At 57.9% G+C, this 15,251-nt stretch carries 14 protein-coding genes; 9 read left to right on the forward strand and 5 right to left on the reverse strand.

Annotated elements, in window-relative coordinates; translation table 11 throughout:
- Positions 1-301: 301 nt before the first annotated feature.
- From yjbE to G9X48_RS00120, 4 genes are all read left to right on the forward strand, one after another.
- Positions 302-550, forward strand: a complete 249-nt coding sequence (yjbE, locus tag G9X48_RS00105) for an exopolysaccharide production protein YjbE (RefSeq protein ID WP_004387525.1) — start codon at positions 302-304, stop codon at positions 548-550.
- 68 nt (positions 551-618) lie between these two features.
- Positions 619-1,254, forward strand: a complete 636-nt coding sequence (locus G9X48_RS00110; protein WP_097640914.1) for a YjbF family lipoprotein — start codon at positions 619-621, stop codon at positions 1,252-1,254.
- Positions 1,254-1,988, forward strand: coding sequence for a capsule biosynthesis GfcC D2 domain-containing protein (locus tag G9X48_RS00115; protein WP_007871426.1), 735 nt, complete (start codon positions 1,254-1,256; stop codon positions 1,986-1,988). The genes G9X48_RS00110 and G9X48_RS00115 overlap by 1 nt, the downstream gene beginning before the upstream one ends.
- On the forward strand, positions 1,988-4,084 hold the full coding sequence (locus G9X48_RS00120; RefSeq protein WP_004387528.1) for a YjbH domain-containing protein: 2,097 nt from the start codon (positions 1,988-1,990) through the stop codon (positions 4,082-4,084). The genes G9X48_RS00115 and G9X48_RS00120 overlap by 1 nt, the downstream gene beginning before the upstream one ends.
- Positions 4,085-4,282: 198 nt before the next feature.
- Here the strand turns inward: G9X48_RS00120 and G9X48_RS00125 are convergent, their stop codons facing one another.
- From G9X48_RS00125 to malE, 5 genes are all read right to left on the reverse strand, one after another.
- The gene (locus tag G9X48_RS00125) at positions 4,283-4,750 is read right to left on the reverse strand and encodes an acyltransferase (RefSeq protein WP_097564164.1); all 468 of its coding nucleotides are present in this window, start codon (positions 4,748-4,750) and stop codon (positions 4,283-4,285) included.
- Positions 4,750-5,391, reverse strand: a complete 642-nt coding sequence (locus G9X48_RS00130) for a glutamate racemase (RefSeq protein WP_097640915.1) — start codon at positions 5,389-5,391, stop codon at positions 4,750-4,752. Before G9X48_RS00130 ends, G9X48_RS00125 begins: the two co-directional genes overlap by 1 nt.
- A gap of 207 nt (positions 5,392-5,598) precedes the next feature.
- Positions 5,599-6,489 carry a maltose ABC transporter permease MalG gene (gene malG, locus G9X48_RS00135; protein WP_004387533.1) on the reverse strand — a complete coding sequence of 297 codons (891 nt, stop codon included), beginning with the start codon at positions 6,487-6,489 and terminating at the stop codon, positions 5,599-5,601.
- 11 nt (positions 6,490-6,500) lie between these two features.
- Positions 6,501-8,045: a maltose ABC transporter permease MalF gene (malF, locus tag G9X48_RS00140; RefSeq protein WP_063265174.1), complete on the reverse strand. Its 1,545-nt coding sequence runs from the start codon at positions 8,043-8,045 to the stop codon at positions 6,501-6,503.
- A 267-nt stretch (positions 8,046-8,312) separates the two neighbouring features.
- Entirely contained in the window at positions 8,313-9,503 is a 1,191-nt protein-coding gene (gene malE, locus G9X48_RS00145; protein WP_004387535.1) for a maltose/maltodextrin ABC transporter substrate-binding protein MalE, read from the reverse strand.
- Positions 9,504-9,872: 369 nt separating this feature from the next.
- On the opposite strand from malE, the gene malK reads away from it, so the two are divergent.
- From malK to ubiA, 5 genes are all read left to right on the forward strand, one after another.
- Positions 9,873-10,982 carry a maltose/maltodextrin ABC transporter ATP-binding protein MalK gene (gene malK, locus G9X48_RS00150; RefSeq protein WP_166499905.1) on the forward strand — a complete coding sequence of 370 codons (1,110 nt, stop codon included), beginning with the start codon at positions 9,873-9,875 and terminating at the stop codon, positions 10,980-10,982.
- A gap of 43 nt (positions 10,983-11,025) precedes the next feature.
- Entirely contained in the window at positions 11,026-12,372 is a 1,347-nt protein-coding gene (locus G9X48_RS00155) for a maltoporin (protein WP_007888874.1), read from the forward strand.
- A 123-nt stretch (positions 12,373-12,495) separates the two neighbouring features.
- On the forward strand, positions 12,496-13,437 hold the full coding sequence (malM, locus tag G9X48_RS00160) for a maltose operon protein MalM (RefSeq protein ID WP_171964778.1): 942 nt from the start codon (positions 12,496-12,498) through the stop codon (positions 13,435-13,437).
- A 182-nt stretch (positions 13,438-13,619) separates the two neighbouring features.
- Positions 13,620-14,129, forward strand: a complete 510-nt coding sequence (gene ubiC, locus G9X48_RS00165; protein WP_032988080.1) for a chorismate lyase — start codon at positions 13,620-13,622, stop codon at positions 14,127-14,129.
- Positions 14,129-15,001: a 4-hydroxybenzoate octaprenyltransferase gene (gene ubiA, locus G9X48_RS00170; RefSeq protein WP_004388586.1), complete on the forward strand. Its 873-nt coding sequence runs from the start codon at positions 14,129-14,131 to the stop codon at positions 14,999-15,001. The genes ubiC and ubiA overlap by 1 nt, the downstream gene beginning before the upstream one ends.
- Positions 15,002-15,251 lie beyond the last annotated feature (250 nt).

The raw sequence follows: 15,251 nt of genomic DNA on the forward strand, positions 1-15,251 counted from the left end.
CCCACGTCCCGCTACTCTTTAATCTTGAGGTTAATCCGAAAATCGCCGTGCCCGTCTTCTGCACGCCTGAAATGTTTCAGATAAACCGGATTTCCATTTTGCAGGAATATATTATAACAAGTTGAAAAACAGGCGATTTATATAAAATCTATTACGCCATCCTGCGCCATTTGTCTAATTATCCTAAAACCCTGTGCCTATTTCCCTGTGTCGTAAACCGGCAGGGGTTGTTGTGTATACTCGGAAGCGCCTGAAAAGCTTTTCAGGTAAATCTCCATTCATTCAATGAAGGGAAATTGATATGAAGAAAATCCTTAGTGGCGTTTTCGCCATTGCAGCGCTTGGCGCTGTCTCAGCCCAGGCTGCACCGGTTAGCGTCGGTGAAGCGGCAGGCTCGGCAGCGACCTCCGTGTCGGTTGGCAGCTCCAGCGCCACCGCGTCAAGCACTGTAGGGTCGGTTGTTGGTGTGGCGCTTGCCGCCACCGGCGGCGGCGATGGTTCCAACACCGGGACCACGACCACCACCACCACCAGCACTGCCACCCAGTAAACCCTTCGGGGGCTTTAACCATAACCACACTACGGTGTGGTTATTTTGACTTTTTTTGGGGAAATATCGTGAAGCGACTCGCGATTGTGTTGATGTGCCTGATGATTCAGGCCTGCTCCACCACGACCAAGGGACTCGGCAATTCACTCAGGCAAAGTATTTTCGGCCCGGATGGCGTGCAGCTCACGGATGAAGATATCCAGAACATGCCCTACGCCAGCCAGTACATGACGCTGAATAACGGCCCGCAACTTTTTGTGGTGCTCGCTTTTTCTGAAAACGGCCAGCAAAAATGGGTGACGCAGGACCGCGCGACGATCGTGACGCAGCATGGCCGCGTCGTGAAAACCTTAAGCCTCGCCGATAACCTGATAGACATTAACAACCTGGCGGCCGATCCGCTGGCGCACGCAAATCAGATTATCGACGGCGCAAGCTGGACGCGCACGATGGGCTGGACGGAACGCCATCAGGTGCGTTACGCCACCGCCCGCTCCACCTTTACCTGGGATGGTACCGATACCCTGAAAGTGGGCAGCGACATCACGCCGGTGCGCATTCTGGATGAAGAAGTGACCACAGAAGCCGCCACCTGGCACAACCGCTTCTGGGTGGACAGCGATGGGCAGATTCGTCAGTCAAAACAATATCTGGGTGCGGGGTATTTTCCGATCACCACCATTCTGTTGAAGGCAGCGAAATAATGAAAACCACACTTATCGCTTCGCTGATTTTTAGCCTCGGCAGCTTTTGCGCTTTCGCCGACGGCACCATTACCGTTTATCGGGACCATGCACAGCCGCTAAAAGTTTCCGGCGCGAAACATCTCGCCGATCTGGTTTCTCAACCGCAGTTAGCTGGCAGCTGGTGGCTGGGTGCGGTTATCAGCGAACGTCAGGCAAGCGTTGAGGCGCAGGCGCAGCATCAGGTGCTGTTAAATCGCCTCGCGTCTCTTGCCGCCGAAGAGGGCGGCGATGACGGCGCGGCGATTAACCGCGTGCGCCAGCAGTTACAGGCCATCAAAGTGACAGGCCGTCAGAGAGTGATCCTCGACCCGGACCGCGTGCGGGTGCGTCCGCACAACAACCCGCCGCTGGAAGGCGATTACGAGCTGTGGGTGGGCCCGCAGCCGTCCACCATTACGCTTGTCGGGCTCGTCAGCGCGCCTGGCAAAAAAACGTTTACGCCCGGCAAACCGGTGACCGATTACCTGGACGACGTCAGCCGTCTGAGCGGTGCCGAGCGCAGCTACGCGTGGCTGATTCAGCCGACCGGGCGCGTGGAAAAGGTGCCGGTGGCGTACTGGAATAAGCGCCACGTAGAGCCGATGCCCGGCAGCATTCTGTATGTCGGCTTCGCTGACCATACGTTTACCTCAGCGTATGACGGGCTGAACGAGCAAATCATCTCTTCTCTGACGCATCGGATACCGGATTAATGAAAAAACATTACTACTTCAGCCTGCTGGCGCTGGCGGTCGCTTCCGCCTGTCATGCCGAAACGTATCCGGCACCGGTGGGCCCTTCGCAGTCAGATTTCGGCGGCGTCGGCCTGATGCAGACGCCGACGGCGCGCATGGCGCGCGAGGGCGAGCTGAGCCTGAACTATCGCGATAACGATCAGTATCGTTACTACTCCGCGTCCATTCAGCTCTTTCCGTGGCTGGAAACCACGCTGCGCTACACCGACGTGCGTACCCGCGAATACTCCAACGTGGATGCGTTCTCCGGCGACCAGACCTATAAAGATAAAGCGTTCGATCTCAAGCTGCGCCTGTGGGAAGAGGGCTACTGGCTGCCGCAGGTGGCGGTGGGCGCGCGCGATATCGGCGGTACGGGGCTGTTTGACGCCGAATATCTGGTCGCCAGCAAAGCCTGGGGGCCGTTTGATTTCTCGCTCGGTCTCGGCTGGGGCTATCTCGGTACGAGCGGCAACGTGAAGAACCCGCTCTGTCAGTACGACGATAAATTCTGCTACCGCGACCCGAGCTATCAGCGCGCGGGCTCCATTGACGGCAGCACCATGTTCCACGGCCCGGCGGCGATTTTCGGCGGTATCGAATACCAGACGCCGTGGCAGCCGCTGCGCCTGAAGCTGGAGTATGAAGGCAACAACTATACCCAGGACTTCGCGGGCAAAATCGATCAGAAAAGCAAATTCAACGTGGGCGCGATTTACCGCGTCGCCGACTGGGCGGACGTTAACCTGAGCTACGAGCGCGGCAACACCGTGATGTTCGGCTTCACGCTGCGCACCAACTTTAACGATCTGCGCCCGTCTTACACCGACAACCGTCGTCCTGAATACGATCCGCAGCCGCAGGACGCGGTGTTGCAGCACAGCGTGGTGGCGAACCAGCTCACTTCGCTGAAATACAACGCCGGGCTTAACGATCCGCAGATTCAGGTGAAGGGCGATACGCTTTACGTGACGGGCGAGCAGTATAAATATCGTGATTCGCGTGAAGGGATCGAGCGCGCCAACCGCATCATCATGAATGACCTGCCGCAGGGCGTGAACCGTATCCGCGTGACCGAAACGCGCCTTAACATGCCGCAGGTCACAACAGAGACTGACGTGGCGAGCCTGAAGCGTCATCTGGAAGGTGAGCCACTCGGCCATGAGACGCCGCTCGCACAGCAGCGCATGACGCCGGTCGTTGCCGAGAACCCGGAACAGGGCTGGTATATCGAGAAATCGCGCTTTAATGTCGCGATAAACCCGGTTCTGAACCAGTCCATCGGCGGCCCGGAAAACTTCTACATGTACCAGTTGGGCCTGATGGGCACCGCCGACTGGTGGATGACCGACCACCTGCTGACGTCCGGCAGCGTGTTTGTGAACCTCGCGAATAACTACGACAAGTTCAACTACACCGACCCGAAAGATAATTCGCCACTGCCGCGCGTGCGTACCCGCGTGCGTGAATATGTGGAGAACAACTATTACGTTAACAACCTGCAGGCGAACTACTTCCAGCATCTGGGCGGCGATTTCTACGGCCAAATCTACGCGGGCTATCTGGAAACCATGTATGCCGGCGCGGGCGCGGAAGTGCTGTGGCGTCCGGTGGACAGCAACTGGGCGTTCGGTATCAACGGCAACTACGTGAAACAGCGCGACTGGACCAGCCCGCAGAATATGATGAAATTCACCGATTACAGCGTGAAAACCGGTCATCTGACCGCGTACTGGACGCCGCCATTTGCGCAGGATGTGCTGATTAAAGCGAGCGTCGGGCAGTATCTGGCAGGCGATAAGGGCGGCACGCTGGAGGTCGCGAAACACTTCGACAGCGGAATTGTGGTGGGCGCGTACGCGACTATCACTAACGTGTCGCCGGAGGAGTACGGTGAGGGCGATTTCACCAAGGGCGTGTATGTGTCGGTGCCGTTTGATCTCTTCACCACAAGCCCGACCCGCAGCCGCGCGGCGATCGGCTGGACGCCGCTCACCCGTGACGGCGGCCAGATGCTGGGCCGTAAGTTTGATCTCTATAGCATGACCAGCGATAAGAGCCTGAATTTCCGGTAATCGTGCGGTGGTTCCGGTTACGGAGCGGTGAGGGGTATGTGGGATGGTGGGTGCGCTTTGCTTACCCACCCTACGGGTGATTCATGTTAGACGGTGGGTGCGCTTCGCTTATCCACCCTACGGACGGCCCATGTTTAACGGTGGGGTGATATTTTGTAGGGCGGGTAAGCGTAGCGCACCCGCCACGCAATGTAATGACTACAATCGCCGCAACAACCGCGCCGGGTTACCGGCGTAAACGCCTTTCTCGGTAATCGACCTCGTCACCACGCTGCCTGCGCCAATCACCGCGCCGTCACAAATCGACACCGCGAGAATGGTCGCATTGCTGCCAATCGACACGCCATTACCAATCACAATCCGCCCCCAATTCTCGCTGTCCGGGTCCGGCTTGCCGTCGCGAAACATATCGTTGGCGAACATCACACCGTGGCCGATAAAACAATCTTCCCCGATGGTCACGTACTCGCAAATAAACGTATGCGACTGCACCCGCGTACCGCGACCGATGCGGGAATGGCGCTGGATCTCTACAAACGGGCCGATAAACACTTCATCGCCCAGCTCGCAGCCATACACGTTGGCAGGCTGATAAATCACCACGTCGCGCCCGACGGTCACATCGCGCACGGCCACTTCACGCCATTCCGGCACGGGATTCGTCATCACGCACGCTCCCGCGCAATACGCGCGGCAATCTGCACCAGCGCGGCGCGCGGGCTGGTGAGCAGTTTAGGGTGGCTGAAATAACGCTCCGCGCCCGCCATCGAAGCCTGCGCCAGCGCCACACAACCCGCGCCGCGCGCGAAAGCCTGCTGAGCGGCTTCGGCGACGCGCTGGTGAAAGGCGTCATTCTGGCCGCTCTCAAACAGCGCCCAGGCGTCGGGAATAAGCTCAACACCGAGCGGCGTGGTCGGCGGGAGTGTTGCACGAAACAGCGCGGCGGTCGGGTGCAGCGTGGTTGGCGCGGCGCAGAGCACCACGACGGGCTGTCCGGCGGTCACCGTCGCCTGCGCCAGCGCGCGGTCAACACGCATAATGCCCGGGTCCTGCGCGAGGAAATCGGCGGCACCGCCGAGCGTGGAGCAGGTGAGCAGCACCACATCGGCATCGGTACGCAGATCGGCGAGCGCGGCTATCGTCTCTTTTTCAATCTCAGGCGTGACGCCACCTGCGGCTTGCGCCTGTTCGAGCAGATGCGGCATCACTTTATGGGTTAAGGCGTCTTGCGGGAGATCCAGCGCACGGGCGGCCTCATCAAAAATCGCCACGTTACTTTGCGCCGTATGCAGGCAGGCTATTTTCATCTTCTTTCCCTGTTATCAGTAAGCGTTACGGTGCCAGCCTCTCGCGGGCCGGGCAAAACCTGAACCTTTAACTATAGACGCTCGCTGCGTTTTTAGTCTTGCCACAGCCCGAGCGCCCATAAAAAAAGGCGGCCCGCGGGCCGCCGAAAACAACTTCTTAGTCAGGGATACAATGGTACTACAGTGGCAAAATAACGATGAAGAGACTTAACCTTTAACCCCGCCCGCCGTGAGGCCGCTTACCAGCCAGCGCTGCGCCAGCAGGAAGACCACGGTAATCGGGATAGCTGACAGCACGGCCGCCGCCGCGAAATCGCCCCACAGGTAGTTTTGCGGGTTGAGATATTGCTGCATGCCGACCGCCAGCGTGTAGCTGTCGACATCGCGCAGCAGCAGCGAGGCGACCGGCACTTCGGTAATCGCGCCGATAAACGAAAGAATAAAGACCACCGCAAGAATAGGCACCGACAGCGGCAGCAGGACCAGGCGGAACGCCTGCCACGGTGTCGCGCCATCCAGCGCCGCCGCTTCTTCAAGCGATCCGTCGATGGTTTCGAAATAGCCTTTGATCGTCCAGACATGCAGCGCGATGCCGCCCAGATAGGCGAAGATCACGCCGCCGTGCGTATTAAGCCCGATAAACGGAATGTACTGGCCGAGACGGTCAAACAGGGCGTAGAGCGCCACCAGCGACAGCACCGCCGGGAACATCTGGAAAATCAACATGCCTTTCAGCAGCGCGCCTTTACCCGGGAAACGCATACGGGCGAAGGCATAAGCGCAGGTAGTGGAGAGTGCCACGATGCCTGCCGCGGTAATACCCGCGATTTTCACGGAGTTCCACAGCCACAGCAGCACCGGGAACGGCGGCGGCGTGACGCGGCCGTCGGCATGCTCCACGCTGAAACCGAGCGCCAGCCGCCAGTGCTCCCAGGAAATTTGATCCGGGATGAGGCTACCGGTCGCGAAGTTGCCGGGGCGCAGCGAAATCGCCACGACCATCAACAGCGGGAACATAATGGCGGCGATAAACGCCAGCAGCAGCAGGTGAGTTGCCAGCAGACGCAGCTTTTGCGATTTGGGTTGCACCATAGCCATGTGGGATCTCCTTAATCAAACTTAATGCGCGTGGCTTTGAGGTTCACGACCGCCAGCGCGCCCACCAGCAGGAAGATAAGCGTGGCGATAGCCGCCGCGAGGCCAAAGTCCTGACCGCCGCCGCCTTCAAAGGCGATACGCCAGGTGTAGCTCACCAGCAGGTCGGTATAGCCCGCAGGCGTGGTGGTGCCGATGCGGTCCGGGCCGCCGTTGGTCAACAGCAGGATCAGCACGAAGTTATTAAAGTTAAACGCGAAGCTTGCGATCATCAGCGGCGTCAGCGGCTTGATAAGCAACGGGAATGTGATTTTAAAGAAGTTCTGGAACGGGCCGGCGCCGTCCATCGCGGAAGCCTCATAGAGATCGTCCGGGATCGCTTTCAAAAGCCCCATGCAGAGGATCATCATGTACGGGTAGCCAAGCCAGGTGTTGACGATGATGATCATGGCGCGCGCGGTGGTCGGGTCGGTAAACCACGCCGGTTTGATGCCAAACAGCGCGCTCAGCATCATGTTGATTTCACCAAAGCTCTGGTTAAACAGCCCCTTGAAAATCAGAATGGAAATAAACGACGGCACCGCATACGGCAGGATGAGTAGCACGCGGTAGATGGCTTTACCCTTCAGCGATTCCCACTGCACCAGGCATGCCAGCACCATGCCGACCGCCACCGTCAGCACGACGGTCAGTGCCGCGAAAACAACCGTCCAGACGAAGATAGCCATAAACGGTTTCTGGATGCCTTCATCGGCAAAGACGCGCAGGAAGTTATCCCAGCCGATCGTCACGGTATAACCCGGGCTCAGCTTCTCATCGCCCCACTGGCCGTCGGCGTTCACCGCCTGATAAAAGCCGATGTCATTATTCGGGCGGTATTTCACGCCGCTCTGGTTATTAGTGAGCGTGCCGTCATCGGCGAGTGTATAGAGCGGACGGGTGCCGGAGAACTGGCGCAGCGAGCTCATAACGAGCTGGCTTTTGTCCGGCAGTTCAGCGGTGAGCTGGTTCAGTGCCTGACGATTTTGCGTGATGATGCGAAGGCTGGCGCGTTCGCCTTCTGGCAGGGCAGGCGCGGCGGAAAGCTTCAGTTTCTGCTCGCCGCCAAATTTAAACGGTTCAGAGATATAGTAGTTGCCGCTGGCGCTGTCCGTAAGGGCGAGACGCCACTGATCGCCTGCGGGATACAGGCCAAAGGTATAGCTTTCGCCTGCCTGATATTTACGATCCATCAGCACTTCACGCGCGCGCTCCTGCGTGAGCTGGTTGGTGCTGCTGTAGTTGGTAAAGGCGATGGCGATGGTGCAGGCGAGCGGAAAGAGCACGAACAGCCCCATGCCCGCGAGACCCGGATAAACATAACGCCACGCGTAGGCGCGGCGATTCGCGAAGATGTAGAGGCCAATTGAGCTTAAAATCAGCGTCATGATGGCGAACAGGTATTCCCCCTGTGCGTACATTAAAACGACAAGGTAACCCACCAGTAAGCCCAGCAGACCAATCGCCGACCATTTCAGCGCGTCGCTTTGCCACCAGTGTTTCTTTTTAATGACATCCATGGGGATAATCCTCAACAACGATGAAAACGTAGGTGTGGCCGTGCCACGGTGTAACTCTTTACAGGGTGTGGTGGGCGCGCGTCGCTAACCCACCTGCTTTTTTCGTGGGTGCGCGTCGCTTACCCACCCTACAGGGTGTTTGTGGGTGCGCGTCGCTTACCCACCCTACAGGGTGTTTGTGGGTGCGCTGCGCTTACCCACCGTAACTCTCTGAGAATGATGTTGTACGGCGGGTAAGCAACGCGCACCCGCCATTTTCCAAAAGGGTTACTTCGCGATACGGCCCTGCGCGTCTTTCAGCGCGGCGTCCACGGTCTGACGACCGGTTACGGCGTTGATGACGGCGGTACGTACGGCATACCAGAATGCGGACATTTGCGGCACGTTAGGCATAATTTCACCGGTTTTCGCGTTCGCCATGGTGGCGGCGATGCGCGGATCTTTCTCCAGTTTCTCCTGGTAAGATTTCAGCGCGACGGCACCCAGCGGCTTGTCTTTATTTACCGCTTCCAGACCCTGGTCGGTCAGCAGGTAGTTTTCCAGGAACTCTTTCGCCAGCTCTTTGTTCGGGCTGGCGGCGTTAATACCTGCGCTCAGCACGCCCACGAACGGTTTAGACGGTTTGCCTTTGAAGGTTGGCAGCTGCGCCACGCCGTAATTGACTTTGCTCTTGTCGATGTTGGCCCACGCCCACGGACCGTTGATGGTCATGGCGGTTTCGCCTTTGTTAAACGCCGCTTCCGCGATGGAATAATCGGTGTCGGCGTTCATGTGTTTATCTTTGATAAGCTGAACCAGGAAGTTCAGGCCCGCTTTCGCGCCTGCGGTATCCACGCCGACGTTTTTCACGTCATACTTGCCGTTTTCAAACTTAAACGCGTAACCGCCGTCCGCCGCGATGATCGGCCACGTGAAGTACGGCTCCTGCAGGTTGAACATCAGCGCGCTCTTGCCTTTCGCCTTCAGTTCTTTATCGAGTTTCGGGATCTCTTCCCAGGTTTTCGGCGGGTTCGGCACCAGGTCTTTGTTGTAAATCAGCGACAGCGATTCCACGGCAACCGGGTAGGCAATGATTTTGCCGTTATAGCGCACGGCATCCCACGTGAACGGGTAGAGTTTGTCCTGGAACGCTTTCTCCGGCGTGATTTCCGCTAGCAGGCCAGACTGCGCGTAGCCGCCAAAACGGTCGTGCGCCCAGAAAATAATGTCCGGACCGTCGCCGGTCGCGGCCACCTGCGGATATTTCTCTTCGAGTTTATCCGGGTGCTCAACGGTCACTTTGATGCCGGTGTCTTGTTCAAACTTCTTACCCACTTCGGCCAGGCCGTTATAGCCTTTGTCGCCGTTGATCCAGATAACCAGCTTACCTTCTTCAATCTTGGCCAGAGCAGAGGCAGAAAAGAGCGCCGTCGTCAGCGCTGAGAGGGCGAGGAGGCGTACGCCGCTTTTAATTTTCATAACTCCTATCCTTTTAGTGGTTTGCGCGTGGATACACGTGTTGGCTTTACGTGTAACAGTCTGGGCATCTGACAAGCGCTTCTCATCCTCCTTTCCTCTACGCCCCACCGCCTCGTAGTGTGATCTGCATAACATAAGTGGATTTTCTGTGGCCTCGCGCACAGAAAACCGCTGCGTTTTTTGCCGGTTACATCACGAAAATCGCCGCGAGCCGCCCGGCCGCAGGACGGCTGACAACCCCTCATCCTCCCGTCTCCTCCCCCATAAAAAAGGCGGGGGTGGAGGATGGCTCGCCCTCGCGTAAGGCGCATAGTGCCGTCAACGTGTTTTTCCCGCGGCAAGCGGGTGAAGTAGACAAGGGAGAAGGGAATGGCAGGCGTTCAGCTTCGCAACGTAACAAAAGCCTGGGGCGATGTGGTGGTATCAAAGGATATCAATCTCGATATCACCGAAGGCGAGTTTGTCGTATTTGTCGGGCCGTCGGGCTGCGGAAAATCCACGCTGCTGCGTATGATTGCCGGGCTTGAGACCATCACCAGCGGCGATTTGCATATCGGCGGCAAGCTTATGAACGACGTGCCGCCCGCCGAGCGCGGCGTGGGGATGGTGTTTCAGTCTTACGCGCTCTATCCGCATCTGTCCGTGGCTGAAAACATGTCTTTTGGCCTGAAGCTGGCAGGTGCCCGCAAAGAAACCATCAACCAGCGCGTCACTCAGGTGGCGGAAGTGCTGCAACTGGCGCACCTGCTGGATCGTCGTCCGAAAGCGCTCTCCGGCGGTCAGCGTCAGCGTGTGGCGATTGGCCGTACGCTGGTGGCGGAGCCTTCCGTATTCCTGCTCGATGAGCCGCTCTCAAACCTCGACGCCGCGCTACGCGTGCAGATGCGTATTGAGATCTCCCGTCTTCACAAGCGCCTTAAGCGCACCATGATTTATGTCACCCACGATCAGGTCGAAGCGATGACGCTCGCCGACAAAATCGTGGTGCTGGACGCAGGCCGCGTCGCCCAGGTGGGCAAGCCGCTGGAGCTTTATCACTACCCGGCAGATCGCTTCGTCGCGGGCTTTATCGGCTCGCCGAAAATGAACTTCCTGCCGGTGAAAGTCACCGCCACCGCTATCGATCAGGTGCAGGTGGAGCTGCCGAACCGCCAGCTGGTCTGGCTGCCGGTGGAAAGTACCCATGTTCAGGTGGGTGCCAATATGTCTCTTGGCATTCGCCCCGAACACCTTCTGCCGAGTGATATCGCCGATGTGACGCTGGAAGGCGAGGTGCAGGTGGTCGAACAGTTAGGTCATGAAACTCAGATTCATATCCAAATCCCTGCGCTGCGTCAGAACCTGGTCTACCGCCAGAATGACGTCGTGCTGGTAGAAGAGGGCGCCACATTCGCTATCGGCTTGCCGCCGGAGCGTTGTCATCTTTTTCGGGAAGATGGCACCGCCTGTCGTCGGTTGCATAAAGAGCCGGGCCTTTAAGCGCCCCCGCTTACAAAGAAAAGCAATGATCTCAGGAGATAGAATGATGATAACTCTGCGTAAACTCCCTCTGGCTGTGGCCGTGATGGCGGGCATTTTCGCCGCTCAGGCCTCGGCTGTGGACTTCAAAGGTTATGCCCGTTCCGGCATCGGCTGGACCGGCAGTGGCGGCGAACAGCAGTGCTTCCAGGCGACCGGTGCCGGCGCTAAATACCGTCTGGGTAACGAATGTGAAACCTATGCGGAACTTAAATTAGGCCAGGAAGTATGGAAAGAGGGCGATAAGAGCTTCTACTTCGATACTAACGTAGCGTACTCCGTTGCTCAGCAAAATGACTGGGAAGCCACCAGCCCGGCGTTCCGTGAAGCTAACGTTCAGGGTAAAAACCTGATTGACGCCCTGCCGGGTTCAACCATCTGGGCCGGTAAACGCTTCTATCAGCGTCACGACGTTCACATGATCGACTTCTACTACTGGGATATTTCCGGCCCGGGCGCAGGTATTGAAAACGTCGATCTGGGCTTTGGTAAGCTCTCTGTTGCGGCAACCCGTTCCTCTGAAGCTGGCGGTTCTGCGACTTTCCAGAGCGACAGCATTTATGATTACAACAAGAGCACGGCTAACGACGTCTTTGACGTACGTTTAGGCAGCCTGGAAGTAAACCCGGGCGGCACGCTGGAACTGGGTGTGGACTATGGCCGTGCCAACGCGCGTGACGACTACTATCTGGCTGACGATGCGACCAAAGACGGCTGGATGTTCACCGCTGAGCACGTTCAGACCATCGGTACTGGCTTCAACAAATTTGTGGTTCAGTATGCGACAGATGCGCTGACCTCTCAGGGCAAAGGGCTGTCTCAGGGCTCCGGCATTGGCATCAGCGATACCGATCCTAAGTTTGCGTATGCTCAGAACAACAACGGCCACATGCTGCGTTTAATCGATCACGGCTCAATTTCTATGGGCGATCGCTGGGACATGATGTATGTCGGTATGTATCAGGACATCGACTGGGATAACAACAACGGCACCCGCTGGTGGACCGTGGGTGTACGCCCGATGTTCAAATGGACGCCTATCATGAGCACCCTGCTGGAAGTTGGCTATGACAACGTGAAATCCCAGCGTACTGACGAAACCAACAACCAGTACAAAATCACCCTGGCGCAACAGTGGCAGGCAGGCGACAGCATCTGGTCTCGCCCGGCGCTGCGCGTGTTCGCAACCTATGCGAAGTGGGATGAAAAATGGGGTTATGACAAAACGGGTAACCCGAGCAACAACGCCAACTATGGCTACGCAGTTAAAGATGGCTTTAACGGCGGCAGCTTCGGCCGTGGCGACAATGATGAGTGGACCTTCGGTGCCCAGATGGAAATCTGGTGGTAATCACGCGTTAGTGTTGTAACAAGAGGGGCGAAAGCCCCTCTTAACCCTCATTGAAAAGTACAGATTTGCGGGAAGCGCGCTATTGCCTGGCTACCGTTTCCCTCTCCATCCGAGGTAATAAAAATGAAAAAACGTCTCGTCGCATTATGCTTAAGCGCAGGGCTGCTCGCAGGCCTGCCCGCCGTCAGCTTCGCTGATGTGAATATCGTGCCGCAGAACACTGCCGCGGCACCCGCTATCCCGACCGGTGAGTTACAGCGCCTGACCTGGACGCCCGTCGCGCAGTCGCAAACCCAGACCACCGATCTCGCCGCCGTGGGGCAAACCCTTAACGTACCGGGCATTAGCGGTAAAGTCGCCGCGTATAGTGTGCCGGCCAATATCGGCGAACTGACCATTACGCTCACCAGCCTTGCGAACAAACAGACCGGTATTTATGCCCCGAACGTGCTGGTGCTGGATCAAAACTTAACGCCAGCCGCGTACTTCCCGAGCAATTACTTTACCTATCAGGAGCCGGGCGTGGTCTCTGAAGACCGCCTCGAAGGGGTTATCAAGCTGACCCCTGCGCTGGGGCAGCAGAAACTGTACCTGCTGGTTTTCACCACGCCGCAGGATCTGCAGAAGACCACCACCATGACCAACCCGGCGAAGGCATACGCCAAAGGCGTGGGTAACGCTGTGCCAGATATCGCCGATCCGGTGGCGCGCCACACGCCTGACGGCAAGCTTAAACTGAAAGTAAGCACGAACTCCTCCTCCAGCGTTCTGGTCGGCCCGCTGTTTGGTTCTTCCGGCCCGTCGTCAGTGACGGTCGGCAACACCGCCGCACCAGCCACGGCCTATACCGCGCCAGCGCCTGCCGCACCGGCGGCTGCGCCCGCTCCTGCCGCGAAGCGCGAGCCGGTGCTTAACGACACCGAAGCCTATTTCAACCGCGCCATTAAAGAGGCGGTCGCGAAAGGCGATGTCGATAAAGCGCTGAAACTGTTGGATGAAGCAGAGCGTCTCGGCTCCACCACGGCGCGTCAGACTTTTATCAGCAGCGTAAAAGGCAAGGGGTGACAGTCTCCCCACGCTGCTGATGTTTGCAACACCTGGTGCGCTTGCGCGCACCTTTTTTCCTGGCGCAGCATGCCGTCCTGTTGCACCCATGTTGCGCTTTTGTTCGTACTCCTTGTTTCCCCGCCCCCGTTTTGCTGGTTCTGCGTTACAATACGTCCACTTTTGGCCCCGGAGAGTCACGCATGTCCCATCCCGCGCTGAGACAACTGCGCGCGTTGTCCTTTTTTGACGATATCAGCACGCTTGATAGTTCGCTGCTCGACTGGCTGATGCTGGAAGATTCCATGACCCGCCGTTTCGAAGGCTTTTGCGAGCGCGTGACGGTCGACATGCTGTTTGAGGGCTTTGTCGGCCCCGAGGCGCTGGAGGAAGAGGGCGAGTTTTTGCCTGATGAGCCGCGCTACTGGCTGCGCGAAATTCTGCTGTGCGGCGACGGCGTGCCCTGGCTGGTCGGGCGCACAGTGGTGCCGGAGTCTACACTTTGTGGGCCGGAGCTGGCGTTGCAGCAGCTCGGTACCACGCCGCTGGGCCGTTATCTGTTTACCTCATCCACCCTCACGCGTGATTTTATCCAGCCGGGCCGCAGCGACGAACTCTGGGGACGCCGCTCTCTGCTGAGGCTTTCCGGCAAACCGCTGCTGCTGACTGAACTGTTTTTACCTGCATCACCTTTGTACGGAGAGGAAAAATAATGGAGTGGAGCCTGACGCAGAATAAGCTGCTCGCCTATCACCGCCTGATGCGCACCGATAAGCCGATCGGCGCGTTACTGCTGCTCTGGCCGACGCTGTGGGCGCTCTGGGTGGCATCGCCCGGCGTGCCGCCGCTGTGGATACTTGCGGTGTTTGTGGCGGGCGTCTGGCTGATGCGTGCCGCAGGCTGCGTGGTGAATGATTATGCCGACCGCAAATTTGACGGGCACGTGAAGCGCACCGCGCACCGGCCTCTGCCAAGCGGTGACGTGACCGAAAAAGAGGCGCGAAACCTGTTCGTCATCCTGGTGCTGCTGTCGTTTTTGCTGGTGCTGACGCTGAATGTGAAAACTATTCTGCTCTCTGTGGCAGCGCTGGCGCTGGCCTGGATGTATCCGTTTATGAAGCGCTACACCCATCTGCCGCAGGTGGTGCTGGGCGCGGCGTTTGGCTGGTCGATTCCCATGGCGTTTTGCGCGGTGAGCGAGTCGCTGCCGTTAAGCTGCTGGCTGATGTTTTTCGCCAATATCTGCTGGGCGGTGGCGTACGACACGGAATATGCAATGGTCGATCGTGACGACGATGTGAAAATCGGCGTGAAGTCGACAGCCATCCTCTTCGGGCGTCACGACAAGCTGATAATCGGACTGCTGCAGATAGCCGTGCTGGCGCTGCTTGGCGCAGTCGGCTGGCTGAACGGTCTGGGGGCGTTTTACTATGCCGGTCTTGCAGGCGCGGGCGCGCTGTTTATCTGGCAGCAAAAAATCATCGCCGGGCGCGATCGCGACGCCTGTTTCCGCGCGTTTTTGAACAATAACTACGTGGGGCTGCTGGTGTTTATCGGCCTGGCGCTAAGTTATCTGAAGTTCTGATAAAAGCGGGGAAACCCGCTTTTTTGTTATTAGCGGCGGTGGAGTGACGGCGGGTGCGCTGACGCTTACCCGCCCTACATTTTTTCGGCGAGCAAGGTTATGAGTAGAGTGGGTAAGCGCAGCGCACCCGCCGTGTTAAAGGCATGCCAGCCGGGGCTAATTCTGTAGGGTGGGTAAGCGCAGCGCACCCACCACTCGCATTGTTATCAGCCATTACCCCTGTTTTTCGCCAATAAAAAAGGCGGGTTTC

It is taken from the genome of Cronobacter sp. HA18006, assembly GCF_011605445.1.
Lineage (GTDB): Bacteria > Pseudomonadota > Gammaproteobacteria > Enterobacterales > Enterobacteriaceae > Cronobacter > Cronobacter sakazakii.